Source organism: Streptomyces sp. NPDC050433, from assembly GCF_044458565.1.
GTDB lineage: Bacteria > Actinomycetota > Actinomycetes > Streptomycetales > Streptomycetaceae > Streptomyces.
This window is the reverse complement of the sequence record NZ_JBITIB010000047.1, coordinates 24,735-42,945: the sequence shown is the minus strand read 5'-3', so window position 1 is coordinate 42,945 and position 18,211 is coordinate 24,735. Positions and strand designations below refer to the sequence as shown.

Below are 18,211 nucleotides of genomic sequence, written 5' to 3'. Positions count from 1 at the left end.
ACACGACGTCCGGCTCGGCACACCGCAACACAATGCGCGCCCGAACGGCCAGCCGCGACGCCCCCTGCGACCAGCGGACCAGCTGGTCACGCTCGGCAGTGGTCAACACAAACTCGACGGAAGAGCGCCCCGAAAACGACATCCTGAAACCGTAGCAACTTAACGCCAGGATTTCAGGCGCAGGACACTAAGGGCCTTGGGGAGGGCCTGAGCGGCCGCAGCGCTTCAGGGACGGTGTCGCGCAAAGAACTGGACGAGAGTGTCGGCGGTTTCCTTGGGCTGGTCCTCGGCAATGAAGTGACCTGCTTGGGAGATCGTTGCGCGCTCAGCTCCGGGAATGGCTTCGGCAAGCCGGTCTGCGGTAGCTGGTCGGAGCTACTGGTCCTGCGCGCCCCACATCACGATGGTGGGCGCAGTGATGCGTCCCAAGCGGGCAACGACATCTTGGGTGTCTTCGAAGCTGACGGCACAGACCTGATCGATCCAGCGCTGTTGACCGTCGGTTCCGGCCCAGGGGCCGAGGTAGGCGGCAGTGTCGGTGTCGGACATGGGCAGGTGGGTGGCGGTTGCCAGGCGCGCGGTGATGATGTCATTGAAGATCTGTGAGGGCATCGTCCGGTACGCCTCGGCGTGGCGTTGCTGGTGTTCTGTGAATGGCGTGTTCCACGGGCCGAGCACGGCGGCGTCCAGCAGAGCGATGCTGGACGCCGGGACTTGGTCGATCAGGTGGGCTCTCAAGACGATCCCGCCGCCGATGTCGTGTCCCACCAGACTGGGCGCTTCCAGGCCCCAGTGTGCGGTGAGTTCAGCAAGAGTGCGGGCCTGTTGGGCGATGGAAGGCGCAGCGCCCGGCGCGAGGCGGGATTCGCCGAAACCGAGCAGGTCCCACACGTAGACGGTGTGGTGACGGGCGAGTGTGGGCACGGCGTTGCGCCAGAGGTAGGAGGAGGCGGGGGTGCCGTGGACCAGGACGACGGGTGGGCCTTCCCCGAAGACGCCGACAGAGGCCTCGCCTGCGGCTACAGGGACGCGCTGGTGCAGTTTCCACGGTCCGGGCCTGGTTGGCGCACTCATGCCGAGATCTCCAAGTAATGGGTATAGTTAAGTTTTTCCAGTTACTCTAACAGGGGTAAGGCTTGAAGATTCATTTTTCCGATTACACGCTGGGGGCGGGTGTGGTGACCGCACTGGTCAACACCTCTGCCCTGGTCCGTAGAAGCACCGGCGAGATGCTCGTGGACGCGTCCGCGCTCGGCCGCTTCCTGAGCGAGCACGACGTCCCTCTGACGCAGGGCGTAAAGCCGACGGCGGAGGATCTTGAGCAGGTCCTCGTCCTTCGCCGGGAACTGCGGAGGATCTTGGAGACGACCGATGAAGACCATGTGGCCGAAGCCGCCAACGCCCTCGTCGGGCAGGCAGGTGCGAGCCCGCTCCTGACCCGTGATACGGACGGTCACTGGCAGTGGTACCTCGCGACCGAGCCCCATGCCTCGCTTGCCGAGGAACTCGCCACGCTGAGCGGCACCGGTCTGCTCGGCGTCCTGCGAGCCCTCTCGTACGACCGCGTCCGACACTGTGCCTCGCCGGTGTGCGACGGGATGTTCATCGACACCAGCAAGGCGGGACGGCGCCGCTATTGCATGCCTGATCTGTGCGGCAACCGCCTCAACGTGGCCAATCATCGGGTCCGTCGGCTCAAGAACGCGCAGGGCTCTTCCGCCCGAAGCAAGGGAGAGGAGCCCTCAGGGTGAAGGACTTGGGCGCACTGCGGGGACATGATGGTGCCCAGGGCCGCACCCCAGACACTGACCACCTTGAGAGGGCCGGACGCATCAGTGTGGGCACAGACGGCTTGCAGCGCTGCGGTCTCCGCCGCGGCCGCTGAATTTATCGCCAGGACCGTGACAGTCGCCGGGGTGATCTCTGGCTTCAGCTCACCCTGCCGCCCGGCCTGAACGCTCAGACTGTGCAGGCTTGGCACCCATGATCCGTACCATGCGTCCCAGCCACTGGTTTCATTACACAGCTGGCTTGTCAGCTGGCTTGTCGCGCGGACGCAGTCATCTTCACTCAGGGGAGTGCACCCGGCAGGACGCGGAGCCTGCCCCGCGATTCTGGAAGTGCTGCTGTGGCAGGACCAGGCAGCGAGCCCCTGAGTCGGCCGCGACAAGCCCCAGGGCCTTGGCCGCCGTAAGCGGGGCGTCCTCGGCGCCGAGGATGGACGCTAGTACCGCAACGGTGTTTGCCCTGATGGGTGGGCAGTCTCGGGTGGGCTGTGTCTTCGTTGTTTGTACTCGCAGTCCTTGTCCAGGCTGATACGGGCGTCCCCCCGGGCCTCACTGCCACGTCCCCACCCTCCGGCCGCACGGGCCGGGTCTGACCTGCCTCGATGGCATCAGCAGCATCGTAGGGGAACCTGCGTGGTGCACGTAGGTTCTTGAAGAAGGTGATCCGCAAGCGGTACGCGGACGGGGAACTGGACGTCACCCAGCTCTAGCGCGGTATCGGCATCAACTGACCTGCTCGGTCGGTCAGTTGGTGCCGATCTTCGCGAGCAGGTCCACGATCCGCGCCTGCACGTCCTCGCTCGTGGAGCGTTCGGCGAGGAAGAGGACGGTCTCCCCGGCGGAGAGCTGCGGCAGTTCGGCGCGGTCGATGCCGGTGGAGGTGTAGACGACCAGCGGCGTACGGTTCAACTGCCCGTTCGCGCGCAGCCAGTCGATGATGCCCGCGCGGCGGCGCCGTACCTGCATCAGGTCCATGACCACCAGATTCGGCCGCATCTGGCCCGCGAGCGTGACCGCGTCGCTGTCCGTCCCCGCGCGCGCGACCTGCATGCCACGACGCTCCAGCGTCGCCGTCAGCGCGAGCGCGATCTCCTCGCTCTCCTCGATCAACAGCACGCGTGACGGGTGCTGTTCGCTGTCGCGCGGCGCCAGCGCCTTGAGCAGTACGGCCGGGTCGGCGCCGTACGCCGCCTCGCGCGTCGCCTGCCCGAGCCCGGCCGTCACCAGCACCGGGACCTCGGCGGCGACGGCGGCCTGGCGCAGCGACTGGAGGGCGGTACGGGTGATGGGGCCGGTCAGCGGGTCGACGAACAGCGCCGCGGGGAAGGCGGCGATCTGCGCGTCGACCTCCTCGCGGGAGTGGACGATCACCGGCCGGTAGCCGCGGTCGCTCAGGGCCTGCTGGGTGGAGACGTCGGGGGCGGGCCACACCAGCAGCCGGCGCGGGTTGTCCAGCGGCTCGGGGGGCAGTTCGTCGTCGACGGGCCGGGGCTGCGGGCGGTTGGCGACCTCGACCGCGCCGCCGGGGCCGTCCAGCGGCTGAGGGCCTTCGGCGCCCTCGTCCGGGGCCTCTATGGCGTAGGCGCGGCCCTCGGAGTGGGGGCCGTGGGCGAGCGGGCCGCCCTGGCCGCCGTGGGAGGGGCCGGAGGGGGCCGCGGCGCGGGCGCCGGTGTCCTCGGGGTCGTGCGGGGCGGACAGCCTGCGGCGGCGGCCGGCACCGAGGGTCTGGTTCTGCTGCTTGGTGATCTGCTGCGAGAAGGGCACGCCCTGGCCGAGCGTACGGACACTGAACGCCCGTCCCTGCGTGGAGTCCGCGGGCGGCTCCTCCTCGGGGAGCGGCTGGGCGGGCGGCAGTGGCTGCGCGACGCGGGGGTCCTGGGGGCGGGCCGCGGCTTGAGCCGTACCGCCACCGTCCGTGCCGTCAGTGGTCGCAGCGCCGTCCGTGCCGTCAGTGTCTGCTGTGCCGTGTGTGCTGTCTGTGTCGTCGTCCGTGTGCGCGTGCTCGGCCGCCGGTACGGCTCCGGGGACGGGCCACGAGGACTGGCCGGGCATCACGCCGACGCCGGAGGCGGTGGGCATCCCCGGCGCCCAGCTGTTGGGGTCCATGGGAGGGGCGCCGTCGTCGCCGGGCTGCGGGCCGGGCGCCGGCGCGGGGGCGTTGGGGCGACTGCGCCTGGGGTCCGTCGGAGCCGAAACCGGGTGGGGCTTCAGCGGCGTGTGGTCCGCGCGCGGGTCCGACCGTGCGGCGTCGTGGCGCCCCTGCGGCGAACTGTCGGGCGCCGGGGCGCGGTCGGCGTCGGCCGGCGGGAGCGCCGGCGTGGGCCGCTGCTGCGTGGGCGCCAGCGCGCGCCGGGCACGGCGGACGGCCGGCTGCTGCTGTGCCTGTTGGGCGGCTTGCTGGGGAGCTGGGTGGGTGGCTTGCTGCGGGACGGGCGACGAGCCGGAGGGCAGGGCCGGGAGTGCGTTCTGGCCGCCGCGCCGGGCTCGCCGCCCCGCACCGGCCGCCGCGGCCTCCTGCTGTGCGCCGTGCGGTACGCCCTGTGGCGGTACGGTCTGGCCGAGGGCCGGACGGCCGGTCGGGTGCGAGCCCTCGGCAGCCGTCACGACCGATCCAGCGGTAGGGGCCGACGGCGCGGGGGGCGCGGAGACGGCGAGTTCGGCGCCCGGTGCGGCGACTTCGGCCGCGTTCTCCGCCGGGCTCGGCCGGCCACGCCTGCGGCCCGTACCCCCACCCGTACCCCCGCCGGTGCTCTCGCCGGAATCCTGCGCCGGGACGGCGGGTACGGCCGGCACGGGGACGGCTGGGACCTCAGGGGCCGCCGCTTCCGTACGGGCCCTGCGCCGCCCTGTGGGCTCTCCCGCCTCCTCCGGCTCCTCGCCCGGAGACCCGAGGAACGCGTCCGTGGACGCCCGGCGCGCACGCCGCCGCCCACCGCCGCCCGTCCGTCCGGAGCCACCGGTCGACCCCGGCGCCTCCTCGCCCTCCTGCTGCTGAACCGGCGCCTGGCTCTCCTCGGGCGCGGGCGGGTGGTGCGTCCCCGCTCCCTCACCGAGCGGCACTTCGAGCACGTACGCGCTGCCGCCCATGCCCGGCATCTCGTGCGTCTGCAACACCCCGCCGTGCGCCCGCACGATCCCGCGCACGATCGGCTCGTGCACCGGATCGCCGCCCGCGAACGGCCCGCGCACCTCGATCCGTACGACATCCCCGCGCTGCGCCGCGGCGACCACGATCGTCGAGTCGACGTAACCGCCGCCCGGCACCGCCCGTGTCCGCCCCGTCGAGTCGACCCCCGCCACGTCCGCCGTGAGATGCGCGAGCGCGGTCGCGAGCCGTACGGGGTCGACCTCCGCCTCGATCGGCGGCGCGTGCACCGCGAACTGCGCCCGGCCGGGGCCGATCAGCTCGATCGCGCCCTCGACACCGGCCGCCACGACACCGTCGAGCAGCACCTTGGTCTTGGTCAGCTGCTCAAGACCCTCGTCGAGCCGCTGGTAGCCGAGGACGTTGTCCACCAGCGTCGTCATACGGGCGTAGCCGGCGGACAGATGGTGCAGCATCTGGTTGGCCTCGGGCCACAGTTGCCCGGCCGGGTCGGAGGCGAGCGTCGACAGCTCACCGCGCAGCTCCTCCAGCGGCCCGCGCAGCGCGCCGCCCAGCACGGCCGTCAGCTGGTGGTGCCGACGGGCCGTGTTGTCGTACCGCTCCGCCAGCTCCTCGATCTCGGCCGCGTACCGGTCGCTGCGGTCCGCGAGTTCGGCGGTGTGCCGCTCGACGGCGGCGGCGAGTTCCGTCTCGTGGCGCTCGATCGTCTCCGCCAGCTCCGCCGCGTGCCGCTCGGCGGTCTGCTGGGCCTCGGTCGTGTGCGCCTCGACCAGTTCCTCGTACGGACGCCGGTCGGTGAAGGTCATCACCGCGCCGACGAGCTGTTCCCCGTCCCGTACGGGAGCGGTGGTCAGGTCGACCGGCACCTGCTTGCCGTTCTTCGCCCACAGCACCTGCCCGCGCACCCGGTGCTTGCGGCCCGACTTGAGGGTGTCGGCGAGGGGCGAGTCCTCGTACGGGAACGGCTCGCCGTCACCGCGCGAGTGCAGGATCAGCGGGTGCAGCTCCTGACCGCCCAGATCGCTGGCCCGGAAGCCGAGGATCTGCGCGGCGGCGGGGTTGACGAGCACGACGCGGCCGTCGGTGTCCGTACCGACCACGCCCTCGGCGGCGGCCCGCAGGATCATCTCGGTCTGCCGCTGCGAACGCGCCAGCTCCGCCTCGGTGTCGACGGTCCCCGAGAGGTCACGGACGACGAGCATCAGCAGCTCGTCGCCGGTGTAGTTGTGCAGATCGTTGTAGGCCTGGGCCTGCTGGCCGTCCTCCAGGTTGGCGCTGGTGACCTCGACGGGGAACTCGCTGCCGTCCGTACGCCGCGCGATCATCCGCGTCGGTTTCGTACGGCCCCGCTCGTCGGAGGCCTCCGGCCGGCGCATCGAACCGGGGATCAGGCGCGGGTCGAACTCCGGCAGGAGATCGAGCAGACCGCGCCCGACCAGGGCCGTACCAGGCGCTTCGAAGGTTTCGAGGGCGATGGTGTTGGCGTTGACGACGGTGCCGTTGCTGTTGACGAGCACCAGCCCGTCGGGAAGCGCGTCAAGTATCGCCGCGAGGCGAGCAGCGCCTCGGGATGGCCTGCTGCTCACGACGACGCTTCCTCCCTGAACCACTGCACCTTGCGGACGGCCGGTCCCATCTTGCCCCTCTGAGTCTCAGCCTGTCACTGGAGGGAGTCTAAGGGCTGGGGGCGGGGCGGGGGCGGCGGATGAGGGGGAGCTCTCACCAAGGTTGTGTGCGGACCTGGTACGCACCCCGCCGTGCCCCCGTACGCCCCTCCCCACTCCCGCGGTTCAGCCCCTGGCGGCGGGGAGGACGGGGACCAGGTTCTGCCAGCGGGAGATCTCGCAGCCGTTCTTACGGCTGAACGTCGCGTCGACGCTCCGCCCCTGCCACGTGCCGGTGACCCGCGCGGTGGCCGGCCCACCCATCTGCATGGTGCACATCTGCCCCTCGGGCACCGGCGCGAAGGGGTCCTTCCCCTCCCCGGCCAGCTCGTCCAGCCGCGCACACGCGGAGCTGCTCTCGGGGTGCGTACCGCCGGCGGGGCCGCAGCGCAGCTCGTACGTACCGTCGGCGCGGGTGATGTTCGAGTCGACGACGGTCACGGTGAGCCGGTCCTGCTCCCGCTCCTGGAGCAGCGACGACAGCGGCAGCGGCGCGACATCGAGCGGCCCGGCGACGGCGGCGGGCGCGAGGCCGCCCACGGCGGCGAGCGAGACGGCGAAGGCGGCGGTGGTGGCGGCGAGGGAGAAACGACGCGACATGGGAACTCCTGACGGCAGACGATTCCGAGGGGCCCGACGGTGCGCGCCCGGCATCACTAACGCGCGTGGGGCCCAGTCGTTGCGCTCGGGCACGGGGCGCGAAGAAGCGCTTTGCCCTGCGGGGTTCCCGCCTAGTACCGTGGGCGGCGATTGGTGACACCGCGCTCGGCTGTGTCATCATCTGACACGCACCACCCGCGCCCGCGCGGGTGTGCTGGAGGCGTCGCCTAGTCCGGTCTATGGCGCCGCACTGCTAATGCGGTTTGGGACTTAAATCCCATCGAGGGTTCAAATCCCTCCGCCTCCGCGCACGACCTACCGAAGCCCCGCCCACCCGGCCGGGGCTTCGGCCGTTGTGGGCGGCTGTTTCGGGGGTTTCCGCAGCTCAGGCATGGTCCGGCTAATGGATTTCACGTGACGCCGCAGGTCATGTACTGTTGTTCTCGCAACGCGGACGGGCCCAAAAAGCCCCAGCACACCAAGCACTCGTAGCTTAACGGATAGAGCATCTGACTACGGATCAGAAGGTTGCAGGTTCGAATCCTGCCGAGTGCACAGCAGGCCAGAGGCCCCATCGAGGAATCGATGGGGCCTCTGGTGTATGCCGTGACGGCAGTGGTTGACGGCAACCGCTCCGGCGCGGTGATCAGACGGCCACCGGAGTGCCGGCGGGGCCGTCGTCATCGTCCCGTCCGTTGCCGTCACCCCGAAGTGCGTCGCCCACGCGGTCGAACGCGGAGCCACGGCGTTACGCGCCGGACGCGCCCATCCCAGACGGCGCGCAGGGCCTGACAGCAATGCACCCCGAGGCGCGGCGTTGAGCACGTCTGGGGGTGCCGCCTGTCCGGCGCCATCAGGCACGGGGAGCTCTGGACAGGGGCGCACAAGCGGCCGGTAAAGGCCAGCGTGGGAATGCCGACGAGGGTCCCGACCGCGATCAGGATGAACAGAGACCAGACCGTACGTCCAATAGCGTTCATCGGGGACCCCATCCGATCGCGTCACGGAGTTCACGGACGTTGGAGAGAAGCACAGCGGCGATGTCGCAGTACGCGTAGAACGTCGCGCAGGCGCTGCACTTCCGGGAGTGATCGAGATAGGCGTTCCAGGCCGTCACTTCCTGGCTTTCGAGTTCCTGGGTGGCCGTCATTCGAGCCCCAGGGCGCGCCTGGCATCCGCGTTCGTCGCGGCGATGTTGGCGCCCGTACCGCAGCTCACGCCGGGCGTCCGGCACGGGACACACTGCATCTCGTGGGTTTCCAGATCACGGTCAGACCGCTCCACGACGGCCCAGAGAGCGGTTCTCTCCTCCGGCCCGAGCTCGGGGGCGCTCATGCGTCCACCCCTGCCAGCTCGCGCGCGTTGCGCCACTCGTTGGCCCGCTCGTCACCGCGCTTGCAGGAGATCCCGACTGCCCGGCACCCGCAGACCTCCAGGTGCGCCATGTACCGCCCGTGGGCCTCGGTCGCGGCGTACTCCAGGAAGCTGGCCACGCTCATCTTCACGATGACCGTGATCCGGGTGTCCAACGCGCCCTGAGCCATCACCGGCAGACTCTGTTTCTGGAACTCCTCACGGCGGTCCAGGGCTCTGCCGATCTCCGCTCTCGCTCTTCTGCTGAGCACGGTTTCCGCTCGTCCCGTGCGGCTGAAGATCCACATGTCGATGGCTCCCCTGGTTGAGCGGTCGGCTGTCCCCGGACTGTGTAATGCGGTTCGGGGACGCTTGCTTGACCAGGGTTTCGACAAGCCAGGGGTACGGACAGGGACGTTGCGTCCCACTTTCAAGACCCTATTCGGTGACTCCCAGGAACTTCGCCAACGGCCGTAGCCCAGCAGGGTGGTTGGGCAGCGACCAGAGATCGCGCAAGATCGCGACCGCCAAGGTGTGGTGGCGTATCCACTCGGGCGCCACGCGCTTCAGGGACTCCAGGGTCTTCACTGCCCCGGCGGCGTCCCCGATGTCCGTGTGCGCCCGTGCCACATCGAGCAGCAACCACGTCCGCCACGACGGCGGTGTGTCCTTGCTCAGCCGCATGCCCTTGGCCAGCGCGAGGGCGTCTTCGGGGTGCCCGTACTGGACGGCCAAGCGGACGCGCTCGATACGGACCGACGACGGGCTGAAGACGCTGACCATGCGATTGTCGTCACCGGCGGGGAGCTTGGAGACGCGTGCGGCTTCCTTCTCCGCCGTCTCCATCATCGATGCCGCGCGGTCGTAGTCGCGGCTCCGTGCCGCTGAGGTGGCGGCGCTCATGGTGAGGGCGCCCCACACTTTCAGCCCGTCCGCAGTATCGGTGTGGCCGGCCGCCTTCATGTCGTCAGCGGCCCGGTTGGCGACGTACAGCGCGTCCTCCAGGCGCCCTTGACGCTGGTACGCCCATGCCGTGGAGTTGACGATCATCGGCAGGAGCAGCGGGTCTGAGGACTGCCCCGCCGCGTCTATGGCCCGTTCCAGGCTCGTCAGGGCGAGGTCGGTTGTGCCCATACGAATGGCGACGTGGCCACCGAGCTGGAGCACCTTGCCCAGTGCCGCGAAGCCCCCTCGGCGTTCCGCGTTGGTGCCGGAGACCGACGCGGAACGTGCCTCTGAGATCAGGTCGGGAAGCGCCTTCATCAGGGCGTCGAACTCGGCCGCGTGGTACTGCGACCATCCGTCAGCGATCTGCTCACGCAGACGTTCCAGGGAGAAGTCCGGGCCGACCGGTGGCGGTGGCGGCCCCCACAGTGGGGGCATGATCGCGCGACGTACCGCCACGAGCCGTGGGCCATTGGCCTCACCGGTCTTGGCGACCGCAGGCGGGTCCCCCAGAAGCGTGGTCAGCTCAACACCAAGCCCGTTCGCGAGGGCATGCAGCGTCGGGAGGCGGGCCGAGTGCTTCCGCCCTTGTTCGAGCTGACGGATCACGTCAACGGAGACGCCGGAGCGCTCCGCGAGGTCCTCTTGCGTGAGGTCGGCCAGGCGCCGCAGTCGCCGGAGCGTCTTTCCGAGGTTCTGTTCGCTCGCTGCCACGCTGCCACGCTACGCCACACGGCCGGCGGCCCAACTGAGGCGGGAAATCGCCAGAGTCACCGTTGAATCTCCGTTCGGAAAGTCAGGCGTGACGGGCGAGCTTGACTGCGGAGACGAGCAGGATTACGGCGAGCGCGGGGATGAGCATCACGTCTGAGAACACACCGAGCAGGAGCCCGCCCAGCACCCGGCTCCACAGTGATGCTCGGCGCGGGGCCAACGCCCGATGACGTGTTACGCAACCGGTAGACGCACACACAGCCATGACCCCCGTTCGGCCGAGTCTGCCGGGCGGGGCTTTTCAATGCTCTGCTGACGAAAGCGGTGATCTTCCATAATGCCCTGGACATCGCGCAGATCGCGTGGCAGCTGCTGGAGGCAGGGTGGGAGATCGACCCGGAGGACCTGGCCCACATCTCGCCCTACCTGACCGAGCACATCAACCGGTTCGGCGAGTACAGCACCCGCGAGCTCGGCATCCAGCCCGAGGCGTATGACCCGAGACTGGAGGTGGACTTCACCCCACTGCGCGAGCAGGACCCGGCTGCGGCCGGCTTCGGCACGGCCGCCTGAAAGACGCGGGCGGCCGGCTTCATGAGGTGGTGCGTCGTCCCCGGGCACTGCGCCCGCCATGCCGGCGCCGAGGTACCCGGGGGCGTCATTGATCCTCAGCGGTAGCCCGCGGGGAACGGCGGCACTGAGGCCGCCGGTTCGGACACCCTGACGGCGAACGGTGCCCGAACCGGTGGTGAGGCGGTGCTACGGAATGAGCACGGAGAAGCTGAGGTCCGTCCGGTTCCCGCTGGTGTTGCGGGTGAAGACGGTGAGGGTGTCCCGCGCGTTGTTGCAGAAGCTGTGAGGCGCGGTGCGCATGGAGACGGTGCCGGAATCGGCCTCGACGGTCACCTGCGGTGCCGTCTGGGCCAGGTCCAGCTCGGGGTCGGTGAACGTGATGCAGTAGGTCCCAGTCCGGTTGGAGCTGCCGACCGCGGGGCGGGTGACCGCGTCGATGCCCTTGCTGGCAAGGATTGCGCCGTTGCTGGAGATGCGGGCGGCGGCCTGGGCGTGGGGGGCGTACATGGTGTCGGGTACCGCCACTGCCGTACTGGCCAGGACGGGGACCGACACCAGGGCGGCGACGGTCAGGGCGATGGCGCGAGCGCGTCCGGTGATGCTGTGAGACATGTGGGGCTTCCTTCTTCTCGGCCGCGTCACCCGTGTACTGGGGCGGCCGGGTTATGCCGGCGAGCGGGGTGGTCCTGCCCTCCCGGTTTTCGAGGCGGGACGGTCAGGGGACGAGCAGCATGAAGGGCGCGTCGGTCATCAGAAGGCGTTCGCCGGTGTAGACGGTCAGCGCGTCTGCCGCGTTGCCGCATTGAGGCGTCGGGTAGGTGGCGAGGTTGATCGCGTACTGCGGGCCGCCGGACGTGACGAGGGTGGCGACCGGGGTGCTGCGGCTCACGTCGATCCTGGTGACGTCGTCGAACGTGATGCAGTAGGTGCCGGTGGCGACCTTGGTGGACGACTTGATTCCCTTGGACTGTGTGCGGGTTCCGTCGGCGTTGATCAGCGCGGACGCCATCGCGTGCGGGGCCTTGGCGGCCACGGCCGCATCATCTGCGATGGCGGCACCCGCGACCGCTCCTGCGGCCAGGAGGCTCAGCGCGGCAGCCGTCCCGATGGCCCCACGACGGCTCCTGATGGTTTTGAGCATGGTTCTCCTCCATGTCCGTGACGGCCGAAGCAGCTTCGTCACTGAAAACATGCAAGCGGATACCCAAAGTGACATCCAGAGGTCAGCGGCACGTTTACCTGAAGGAGTCAAAGCGGCTGTTCAAACCTCGAACTAAGCGCGAGAGTGAGCCTTTTTCATCCTGCGCCTGAGCTGGCGTGATGGAGGGGGAGGGTGCATTGGACGAGGGCGGTGAAGCAGTGCTCCACCGACGGCTGCCAGAACACGACAGCGACCCGCGGCCAGAGGGCTGGACCTGCTGGCGTTGCACCCAGCGGCGGGCCTGGTGGTCTCGCCCTCTCCGCGATCTGAACTCCCCGCAGGCCTGGCCGACCGATCCTGCCCGGCTGAGACTGTCAGAGGAGTCGGCTAGCGTTCTGCCCTCACTCACACGTCTGAAGGAGCATTGTGACTACGTCCTTCTCGCCGATACCAGAGCTGAACCTCCTCAAGGACTTCGAGGACACCATGGAGGCCGCGTACTTCTCGGATGGCTTCGAGCTCTGGCAGTACGGAGGGCAGGACCCCGAACTCATAGCGGCCTGGATCGATCTGAAGGCCCCGTTGAGCCCGCGCGAGCAGAGCCATGTGGACAGGCTCATCCCCTTTGCCCAGGCCACCGGATCGGGGTCCTTCTACGCGCTGTGGCAGTGCGACGACCGGCTGGATCTCTCCACACTCCCTGTTGTCTTCTTCGGCGACGAAGGCGACTTGGACATCGCCGCCGACGGGATGCGGCAGTTTTTCCAGGTACTCGCCCTCGACACTGAGCACTTCCTGGCCGACGACGAGGAGGACGAAGACGAGGACGACGAAGAGCACCGGAGGGAACTGTCCAAGGGACACGCTGAGTATCTCGCCTGGCTGAAGCGGACCTTCAACCTTGGCCTGCCGGAAGACCCGCTGGCCAACCCCCACCGCATCAGCGACGCGGCACGCAAAACGTACGGCCAGCGCTTTGTCGCCTGGTTGCAGGAAGTCTCGCCGCACAAGATAGAGACCCCTGTCGCGTTCTACCGTTAGTGCTGAGCCTTCCAACTTCGTGGTTTGGGAGGGCGCCGGACGTAGCGAAGCTCCTGGTAGACAGGTTCACGACCAAGATCACCTGCCCGCCAGGAGCGCCCGCGTGCTTGTCTACCCCTCCGGCATCAATGTGTCCACCTCGACCCTGCGCTACCTGTCCTCCTGCCTGCGAACCCGACGCCGGGAACGCGGGACCCGGTGGCGCCGCGTAAGCGCGGGCCGCCAGGCACTGCTCGTCCTCGCGCACATTCGCTCCGGCCATACCTACGCCCAACTCGCCGCCGGGTTCGACGTCGGCACCACCACCGCCTACCGGTACATCGCCGAGGCCGTAGATGTCCTGGCCACCCTCGCACCGACCCTCGCCGAAGCGGCGAGGACCGCCTCCACGAAGGCGTTCGTGATCCTGGACGGTACGCTGCCGCATCGCCGCCGACCGGCCCTTCTACTCCGGGAAACACAAGAAGCACGGCATGAACGTGCAGGTGATCGCCGATCCGGCGGGACGGTTGCTGTGGGCATCGCCCGCGCTGCCTGGCGCAGTCCACGACATCAAGGCCGCGCGGACCCACGACATCATCGACGCCCTGGAGGAAGCCGGGGTGGAGTGCTGGGCCGATAAGGGCTACCAGGGCGCCAGCGGCACCGTGCGAGTGCCCTACCAGGGGCGCTGGGAGACACTGTCCCCAGGTCAGCAGGCCGTCAACCGCTCGCATGCGAAGATCCGCGCACTCGTCGAGCAGGCCATCGCCACTCTCAAGAACTGGCGACTCCTGCGCAAGCTCCGCTGCTCAACCACCCGCATCTCCACCCTCGTCCAGGCCATCCTCACCCTGACCTGCTCAAACTGAGATTGGAAAACGCTCAGTGGCTTCTGCATGCCAGCCGCTCCGATACGCAGCCGGGGCGCTGTGGCAGTGGCCCCCACCACTTCAGCGCGCACAACCCTCGGAACCACCGGCCTGGCCAACGTGTTCATTGACGGCAACGTTGACGGCAACGAGGACGTACAGGGGCTGTCAGCCACTGATGTTGACTTCCACATTGCTGGTGGCAGCAAAGGGCCTGCAAGGCGGTGCCCGATCCTACGGATCAGAAGGTTGCAGGTTCGAATCCTGCCGAGTGCACACATATCAAAGGCCCCCCGGACATCGTCCGGGGGGCCTTTGACATCGGTGGGTGACATCAACGTCGTTCGTCGGCAGGTACGACGCAGCGGCCGACACCCACTGGGGAGGGCCCGTCACGTGTGCTGATTCGCCTTGGGGAGCATCGGTGGCCGACCGGGGAAGTGCTCACAGTGCGGTGGTTCTGATGCGCCGTATGGCTGGTGGACGTGGCGTCTTTGATCGGGGCCTGCGGGTCGCTTCGCGGCGATCTTGGCGGAATCGGAGAATGCGGGGCTTGCGGCGGAATACCTGGCGATGAGCGCGAGCGAGGACGGGGCATGGCCGGTGCGGGCGGACGGGGAGAACGGCCCGTGCACACGGGGAAGGCCATGAGCGGGCTGTCGAAGGTGTTTGAGTTCAATCCTGCGGGGCTCAACTGGCCGCGAGGGGTGATGTTCCTGGACGTTGCACTGGTGCCGCTGATCGTCTTCTGGGCGATCGGGCATGAGCAGTACCTTCTCAGTGCGTTCTTCGGCCTGCTGTTCGCGTGGCTGGCTGATCCGGGAGGCAACTACGGGTACCGCGCGTGGCACATTGCCGTCTTTGGTGTGATCGGCGCAGGCGTGACCGCGCTGGGATTCGGCATCGGGGGAGACGCCTGGGGCCGGATGGTGCTTGCGGCTTTCGCGGTCACGCTCGTGGCCGGCCTGGCGGTCGCGTTCGGGGTGCGCAGGTTCGTCGCCGCTGTGCTTCTCAACCTCTGGTTCATCATCGTCCTCGGGTACGCGTTCAGCCTTCACCATCACGCCCGCATCACCAGCTACACCTGGGCTCAGGTGCTCGCCTGGACCGGAGGGGCGGCGCTGTGGATCGCGGTTACGTTCATTGTGTGGCTGATCCGCGGGCGCGAGGACCGGCCCCAGCCGGTCGCGGAACTCCCCGGTGACACCGCACGGCGGAAGCTGACCCCGCCGCTGATCATGTTCGCGTTCATCCGTGCTGTGGTCATGGCCGGCACTGTCGCGCTTGCTTTCGGCCTGAACCTGTCGCACACCACCTGGTTGCCGATCGCCGCCATGATCGCGATGAAGTCGAGCCTGGGGCAGGCCACGCTCGTATCCGCTCAGCGCCTCACCGGCGCGCTGATCGGCGCCGCCGCGGCCGCGCTGCTGCTGCTGGTGCCCACCAGTGAACATGGACTCAGGCTCGTCACGGTCGATCTCGGACTCCAAGTGGTCGCGCTCGTCCTGTTGATGCACGCGGTAGCAATTCGCTTCTGGAACTACGCGCTCTACTCTGCGGCCGTCGCCATGGGAGTGCTCATCCTCGTGGACATCGGGCAGCCCTCCGACTATGCCGCCGAGGGCTACCGGGTCCTGTGGACGTTCTGCGGCGTGGGGATCGCTCTGCTCGTCGTGCTGCTTGCAGGCCTGCTCGCCAAGCACACCGCCAAAGCGCCACCACAATCAGCCTGAGGGTGTTCCGCTCAGACTCAGCCGCCGACCGAGACACATTCCATTGCGATGAGATTCTTGCGGCGCCGGAACGGCACGCACAGTGCCGCAAGGTCCGTGACTGCCCTCGTGGCCTGCCGCATGAGACGCCGATCGCCCGGGAGAGTGAGGAGGAAGAGCGACCGACTGCATACGCTGCTGGCCCTCGTGAGGTCCCTGGCGACAACGGGTCTCCATCGCGCTCATCGGCGGCACGGCAGCGGTGACACTGCTTCTGTTCTGGCATGTCGGCGTGATCAGGCGCTCTGTGCGGCCCAGCCTGCGGGCAGTCGAGGCACTGTCATTGACTCTCCCGCTCTTCCTGCTGGTCTACGCGGCCGTCTACTCGATGACCAGCGAAGGTCTACGGCCGCGTGGAAGCGCGGGGCGGTGGACTCCACCGCCACCGCTCGGGAAGCACGGCCGTCTCCTATAGGTTCGGTCATATCCCGTTGGAGGACGGGCCCAGACCTACGCGTGGGGAACTCGCATGGCCTCGATCCACCACACCACCATGACGCCGACGAAGCTTGAGTTGCTGACCGGCTGGCTGCCGAAGCAGAGCTGGTACGTGGGCGGTGCGGAAGCACCGGAACTGGTCAAGGCTGGTGGGTTCCGTCTGGATGATCCCGAGGGCGCGGTCGGGATCGAGTTCATGGTCGTGGTGGACACCACCGCGCGGGATCCGGCGGCGTATCTGGTGCCGATGGGTTACCGCGGTGCGGCACTGGACAGCGTCCCCGGCGAGGCGTTGATCGGCACGTCCGAGCACGGGGTGCTCGGCACCCGGTGGATCTACGACGGTGTCCACGACCCGGTGGTGATGGCGCAGTTGCGTGCGCTCCTGCGCGGCATGGCCGTGCCGCAGCACCAGAGCAGGAGCGACACTCCTGACACAAGCGTCACTGTGCACGGAACTGGCCCTGACGACGCGCCTGACGTCCAGGTCAACCGCGTCCTGCAGCCGGTGGCGGCGGCACCGCGGAGGTCGTCCGCAAGCCTTGTCGCCGGGTGGACCTGGCCGGACGGAACGACTGCGCGGGGCGTATTCGCGGCCGTCGCGCCGCGGTAAGGGGCGCGCGGAGACAGTCGGCGTCCCGCACCGTGACGGTTGTCGACGGCGTGGCGGAGTCGGGCGAGGCGTGCGGGGAACGTGAAACCGCCCGTGCCCGGCGAGAACGCCGGACCGCTCGCCCGGTCGGCCGTCGTCGCCGATCCGCGCCGCCGCGGGGCACCGCGTCTGTCAAGAACCACGGAGGGCCCGCGTACCGTGGACGTCGTCGGACGTGAGTGCGTTCTCCCGGAGGTCCGGTTCGGTGCGGAGCGTCTTGGCGAACCAGTCGCCGTAGCGGGTTCCGAGAAACGGGGCCGTGGCGCCGTGGAGAAGAACACTCAGGCCCACGGTCACGGCGACGACGCTGCTCAGCAGCGTCATCCCGGGCAGATGCTCCTCGAAGGCGAGCAGGCCGAATACCAGGGAGGCCAGCCCGCGCGGACCGAACCAGCCGATGTAGGCGATGGAGACGGCCCGCAGGCCGGTGCCGACCGTGGCGAGGGCGACCGGCAGTATCCGGATGACGGTCAGGCTGATGAGCCCGTAGACCACCATCCGCCACGTCAGATGCTGAAGAGCCGGCCCCAGGATGACGGCGCCGAAGACCAGGAAGCTCGCCGAAGCGAGCAGTAGCCCGAGACGCTCGCTGAACTCCACGCTCTGCGTGGGACCGGGGCCGTCGGTGTGAGCGCCCCGGTCTGACGACGCGCCACGCAGTCGGCTGCCGAAGGCAAGTCCGGCGGCCCAGGCACCGATGAAGCCACTGCCTGAAGCTGCGCCGCACACCGCGTAGGCGATCACGGGAACGGCCAGTGCCAGGAACTGCCGCCAGTCGGGGCCGCTCCAGCCCCGGGCGACCGACCAGCGCAGCACGCCCGCCCCGGCCCAGCCGGCCGCGATGCCGATCGCACTGCTCAGCAGCAGCGCACGCAGGAACGTCGCGACGACGCCCGGATGCCCGCTCCCCTCACCTGCCGCCGCGAGTGCCAGCACGAAGAACGGAAGCACCAGACCGTCGTTCAGTCCAGACTCGACCCCCAGGCCGCCTCGGACCAGGGCCGGGACGCGTCTGTTGGAGAAGGCCTGCTGCCCGAGCGCGGCATCCGTCGGAGCCAGGATGATGCCGACCAGGGCCAGCTCCCACACACTCAGACCGGGCAGCAGGGGCCATGCCACCAGCCACCCCAGCGCCATCGTGAGGGGGAGCCCGACCACGAGCAGTCGCAGCGGCAGGAACCCCTCCCGGCGCAGGTCCTGGATCCTGATCGCCGCCGCGTCCGTGAACAGCACGAGGATCAGGGCGATCTCCAGCAGCGTCCGCGTGACCTCCGGATTCCGGTCCCGGTTCAGCAGGTCCAGGCCCAGCGGCCCAATCGCCAGCCCGCACACAACAAACACCAGGGGCCCGGACAGCACAGTCGTCGACAGCCGTCGTGAGAGCGCCCCATAACCGACGACCACGCCACCGGCCACCACCACACCCCACTGACTCATCTGTACTCCTCGCCTGGGACGGGGGGCACCGCCTGGGCGGCTGTACCCGGCGACGCGCCGCGTACCCGACCACGCCACAGCACTCACACAGAGGAATGATCATTCACTCTAAGTGTTCGTAGGGTTGGGTCGGGGAC

Annotated in this window: 15 protein-coding genes, 2 tRNA genes and 1 pseudogene; 8 read left to right on the top strand and 10 right to left on the bottom strand. The window is 68.9% G+C overall.

Features of this window, described 5'->3' with window-relative positions:
• Positions 1–375: 375 nt before the first annotated feature.
• Positions 376–1,074, bottom strand: a complete 699-nt coding sequence (locus ACIBLA_RS35700) for an alpha/beta fold hydrolase (protein WP_399200960.1) — start codon at positions 1,072–1,074, stop codon at positions 376–378.
• Positions 1,075–1,136: 62 nt separating this feature from the next.
• On the opposite strand from ACIBLA_RS35700, the gene ACIBLA_RS35695 reads away from it, so the two are divergent.
• Positions 1,137–1,751 (top strand): CGNR zinc finger domain-containing protein, encoded by a 615-nt coding sequence (locus tag ACIBLA_RS35695; protein ID WP_399200959.1) that lies wholly within the window; start codon positions 1,137–1,139, stop codon positions 1,749–1,751.
• Positions 1,752–2,531: 780 nt separating this feature from the next.
• Here ACIBLA_RS35695 and ACIBLA_RS35690 read toward each other — a convergent pair.
• Positions 2,532–6,479 carry a PAS domain-containing protein gene (locus ACIBLA_RS35690; RefSeq protein WP_399200958.1) on the bottom strand — a complete coding sequence of 1,316 codons (3,948 nt, stop codon included), beginning with the start codon at positions 6,477–6,479 and terminating at the stop codon, positions 2,532–2,534.
• 204 nt (positions 6,480–6,683) lie between these two features.
• Positions 6,684–7,157 (bottom strand): SSI family serine proteinase inhibitor, encoded by a 474-nt coding sequence (locus ACIBLA_RS35685; RefSeq protein WP_363239967.1) that lies wholly within the window; start codon positions 7,155–7,157, stop codon positions 6,684–6,686.
• A 216-nt stretch (positions 7,158–7,373) separates the two neighbouring features.
• On the opposite strand from ACIBLA_RS35685, the gene ACIBLA_RS35680 reads away from it, so the two are divergent.
• Both ACIBLA_RS35680 and ACIBLA_RS35675 read left to right on the top strand, forming a co-directional pair.
• Positions 7,374–7,464, top strand: a tRNA-Ser gene (locus ACIBLA_RS35680).
• A gap of 175 nt (positions 7,465–7,639) precedes the next feature.
• Positions 7,640–7,712 (top strand) — tRNA-Arg (locus ACIBLA_RS35675).
• 421 nt (positions 7,713–8,133) lie between these two features.
• Here ACIBLA_RS35675 and ACIBLA_RS35670 read toward each other — a convergent pair.
• The 4 genes from ACIBLA_RS35670 to ACIBLA_RS35655 form a co-directional block, all read right to left on the bottom strand.
• On the bottom strand, positions 8,134–8,307 hold the full coding sequence (locus tag ACIBLA_RS35670; RefSeq protein ID WP_363239966.1) for a hypothetical protein: 174 nt from the start codon (positions 8,305–8,307) through the stop codon (positions 8,134–8,136).
• On the bottom strand, positions 8,304–8,492 hold the full coding sequence (locus ACIBLA_RS35665) for a hypothetical protein (RefSeq protein ID WP_363239965.1): 189 nt from the start codon (positions 8,490–8,492) through the stop codon (positions 8,304–8,306). Before ACIBLA_RS35665 ends, ACIBLA_RS35670 begins: the two co-directional genes overlap by 4 nt.
• Positions 8,489–8,782, bottom strand: a complete 294-nt coding sequence (locus ACIBLA_RS35660) for a hypothetical protein (RefSeq protein WP_399200957.1) — start codon at positions 8,780–8,782, stop codon at positions 8,489–8,491. The genes ACIBLA_RS35665 and ACIBLA_RS35660 overlap by 4 nt, the downstream gene beginning before the upstream one ends.
• 166 nt (positions 8,783–8,948) lie before the next feature.
• A complete protein-coding gene (locus tag ACIBLA_RS35655) occupies positions 8,949–10,169 on the bottom strand; it encodes a helix-turn-helix domain-containing protein (protein WP_399200956.1) in 1,221 nt (406 codons plus the stop codon).
• Between the two features lie 309 nt (positions 10,170–10,478).
• Here ACIBLA_RS35655 and ACIBLA_RS35650 point away from each other — a divergent pair, with 309 nt between their 5' ends.
• Positions 10,479–10,742 carry a Tn3 family transposase gene (locus ACIBLA_RS35650; RefSeq protein WP_399200962.1) on the top strand — a complete coding sequence of 88 codons (264 nt, stop codon included), beginning with the start codon at positions 10,479–10,481 and terminating at the stop codon, positions 10,740–10,742.
• A gap of 186 nt (positions 10,743–10,928) precedes the next feature.
• On the opposite strand, the gene ACIBLA_RS35645 is transcribed toward ACIBLA_RS35650, so the two are convergent.
• Together ACIBLA_RS35645 and ACIBLA_RS35640 are read right to left on the bottom strand one after the other, a co-directional pair.
• A complete protein-coding gene (locus ACIBLA_RS35645; protein ID WP_363239962.1) occupies positions 10,929–11,354 on the bottom strand; it encodes a hypothetical protein in 426 nt (141 codons plus the stop codon).
• A 103-nt stretch (positions 11,355–11,457) separates the two neighbouring features.
• Positions 11,458–11,883: a hypothetical protein gene (locus ACIBLA_RS35640; protein WP_363239961.1), complete on the bottom strand. Its 426-nt coding sequence runs from the start codon at positions 11,881–11,883 to the stop codon at positions 11,458–11,460.
• 426 nt (positions 11,884–12,309) lie between these two features.
• Between ACIBLA_RS35640 and ACIBLA_RS35635 the strand changes: the two genes are divergently transcribed.
• The 4 genes and pseudogenes from ACIBLA_RS35635 to ACIBLA_RS35620 all read left to right on the top strand — a co-directional run bounded on the left by ACIBLA_RS35635 (position 12,310) and on the right by ACIBLA_RS35620 (position 16,598).
• A complete protein-coding gene (locus ACIBLA_RS35635; RefSeq protein ID WP_363239960.1) occupies positions 12,310–12,924 on the top strand; it encodes a hypothetical protein in 615 nt (204 codons plus the stop codon).
• A 103-nt stretch (positions 12,925–13,027) separates the two neighbouring features.
• Positions 13,028–13,775 (top strand): annotated as a pseudogene (locus ACIBLA_RS35630) (transposase family protein).
• Positions 13,776–14,422: 647 nt separating this feature from the next.
• Positions 14,423–15,508 (top strand): FUSC family protein, encoded by a 1,086-nt coding sequence (locus tag ACIBLA_RS35625; protein ID WP_399200955.1) that lies wholly within the window; start codon positions 14,423–14,425, stop codon positions 15,506–15,508.
• Positions 15,509–16,016: 508 nt separating this feature from the next.
• Positions 16,017–16,598, top strand: coding sequence for a 1,4-alpha-glucan branching protein (locus ACIBLA_RS35620; RefSeq protein ID WP_399200954.1), 582 nt, complete (start codon positions 16,017–16,019; stop codon positions 16,596–16,598).
• Positions 16,599–16,769: 171 nt separating this feature from the next.
• On the opposite strand, the gene ACIBLA_RS35615 is transcribed toward ACIBLA_RS35620, so the two are convergent.
• Positions 16,770–18,074 (bottom strand): cation:proton antiporter, encoded by a 1,305-nt coding sequence (locus tag ACIBLA_RS35615; RefSeq protein ID WP_399200953.1) that lies wholly within the window; start codon positions 18,072–18,074, stop codon positions 16,770–16,772.
• Positions 18,075–18,211: the final 137 nt, after the last annotated feature.

What these genes read in the sequence shown, in the direction of transcription:
- ACIBLA_RS35665 (WP_363239965.1), bottom strand. Translation starts at nt 8,492, where the DNA reads ATGAGCGCCCCCGAGCTCGGGCCGGAGGAGAGAACCGCTCTCTGGGCC.
- ACIBLA_RS35625 (WP_399200955.1), top strand. Translation starts at nt 14,423, where the DNA reads ATGAGCGGGCTGTCGAAGGTGTTTGAGTTCAATCCTGCGGGGCTCAAC.
- ACIBLA_RS35700 (WP_399200960.1), bottom strand. Translation starts at nt 1,074, where the DNA reads ATGAGTGCGCCAACCAGGCCCGGACCGTGGAAACTGCACCAGCGCGTC.
- ACIBLA_RS35670 (WP_363239966.1), bottom strand. Translation starts at nt 8,307, where the DNA reads ATGACGGCCACCCAGGAACTCGAAAGCCAGGAAGTGACGGCCTGGAAC.
- ACIBLA_RS35620 (WP_399200954.1), top strand. Translation starts at nt 16,017, where the DNA reads ATGGCCTCGATCCACCACACCACCATGACGCCGACGAAGCTTGAGTTG.
- ACIBLA_RS35685 (WP_363239967.1), bottom strand. Translation starts at nt 7,157, where the DNA reads ATGTCGCGTCGTTTCTCCCTCGCCGCCACCACCGCCGCCTTCGCCGTC.
- ACIBLA_RS35640 (WP_363239961.1), bottom strand. Translation starts at nt 11,883, where the DNA reads ATGCTCAAAACCATCAGGAGCCGTCGTGGGGCCATCGGGACGGCTGCC.
- ACIBLA_RS35615 (WP_399200953.1), bottom strand. Translation starts at nt 18,074, where the DNA reads ATGAGTCAGTGGGGTGTGGTGGTGGCCGGTGGCGTGGTCGTCGGTTAT.
- ACIBLA_RS35645 (WP_363239962.1), bottom strand. Translation starts at nt 11,354, where the DNA reads ATGTCTCACAGCATCACCGGACGCGCTCGCGCCATCGCCCTGACCGTC.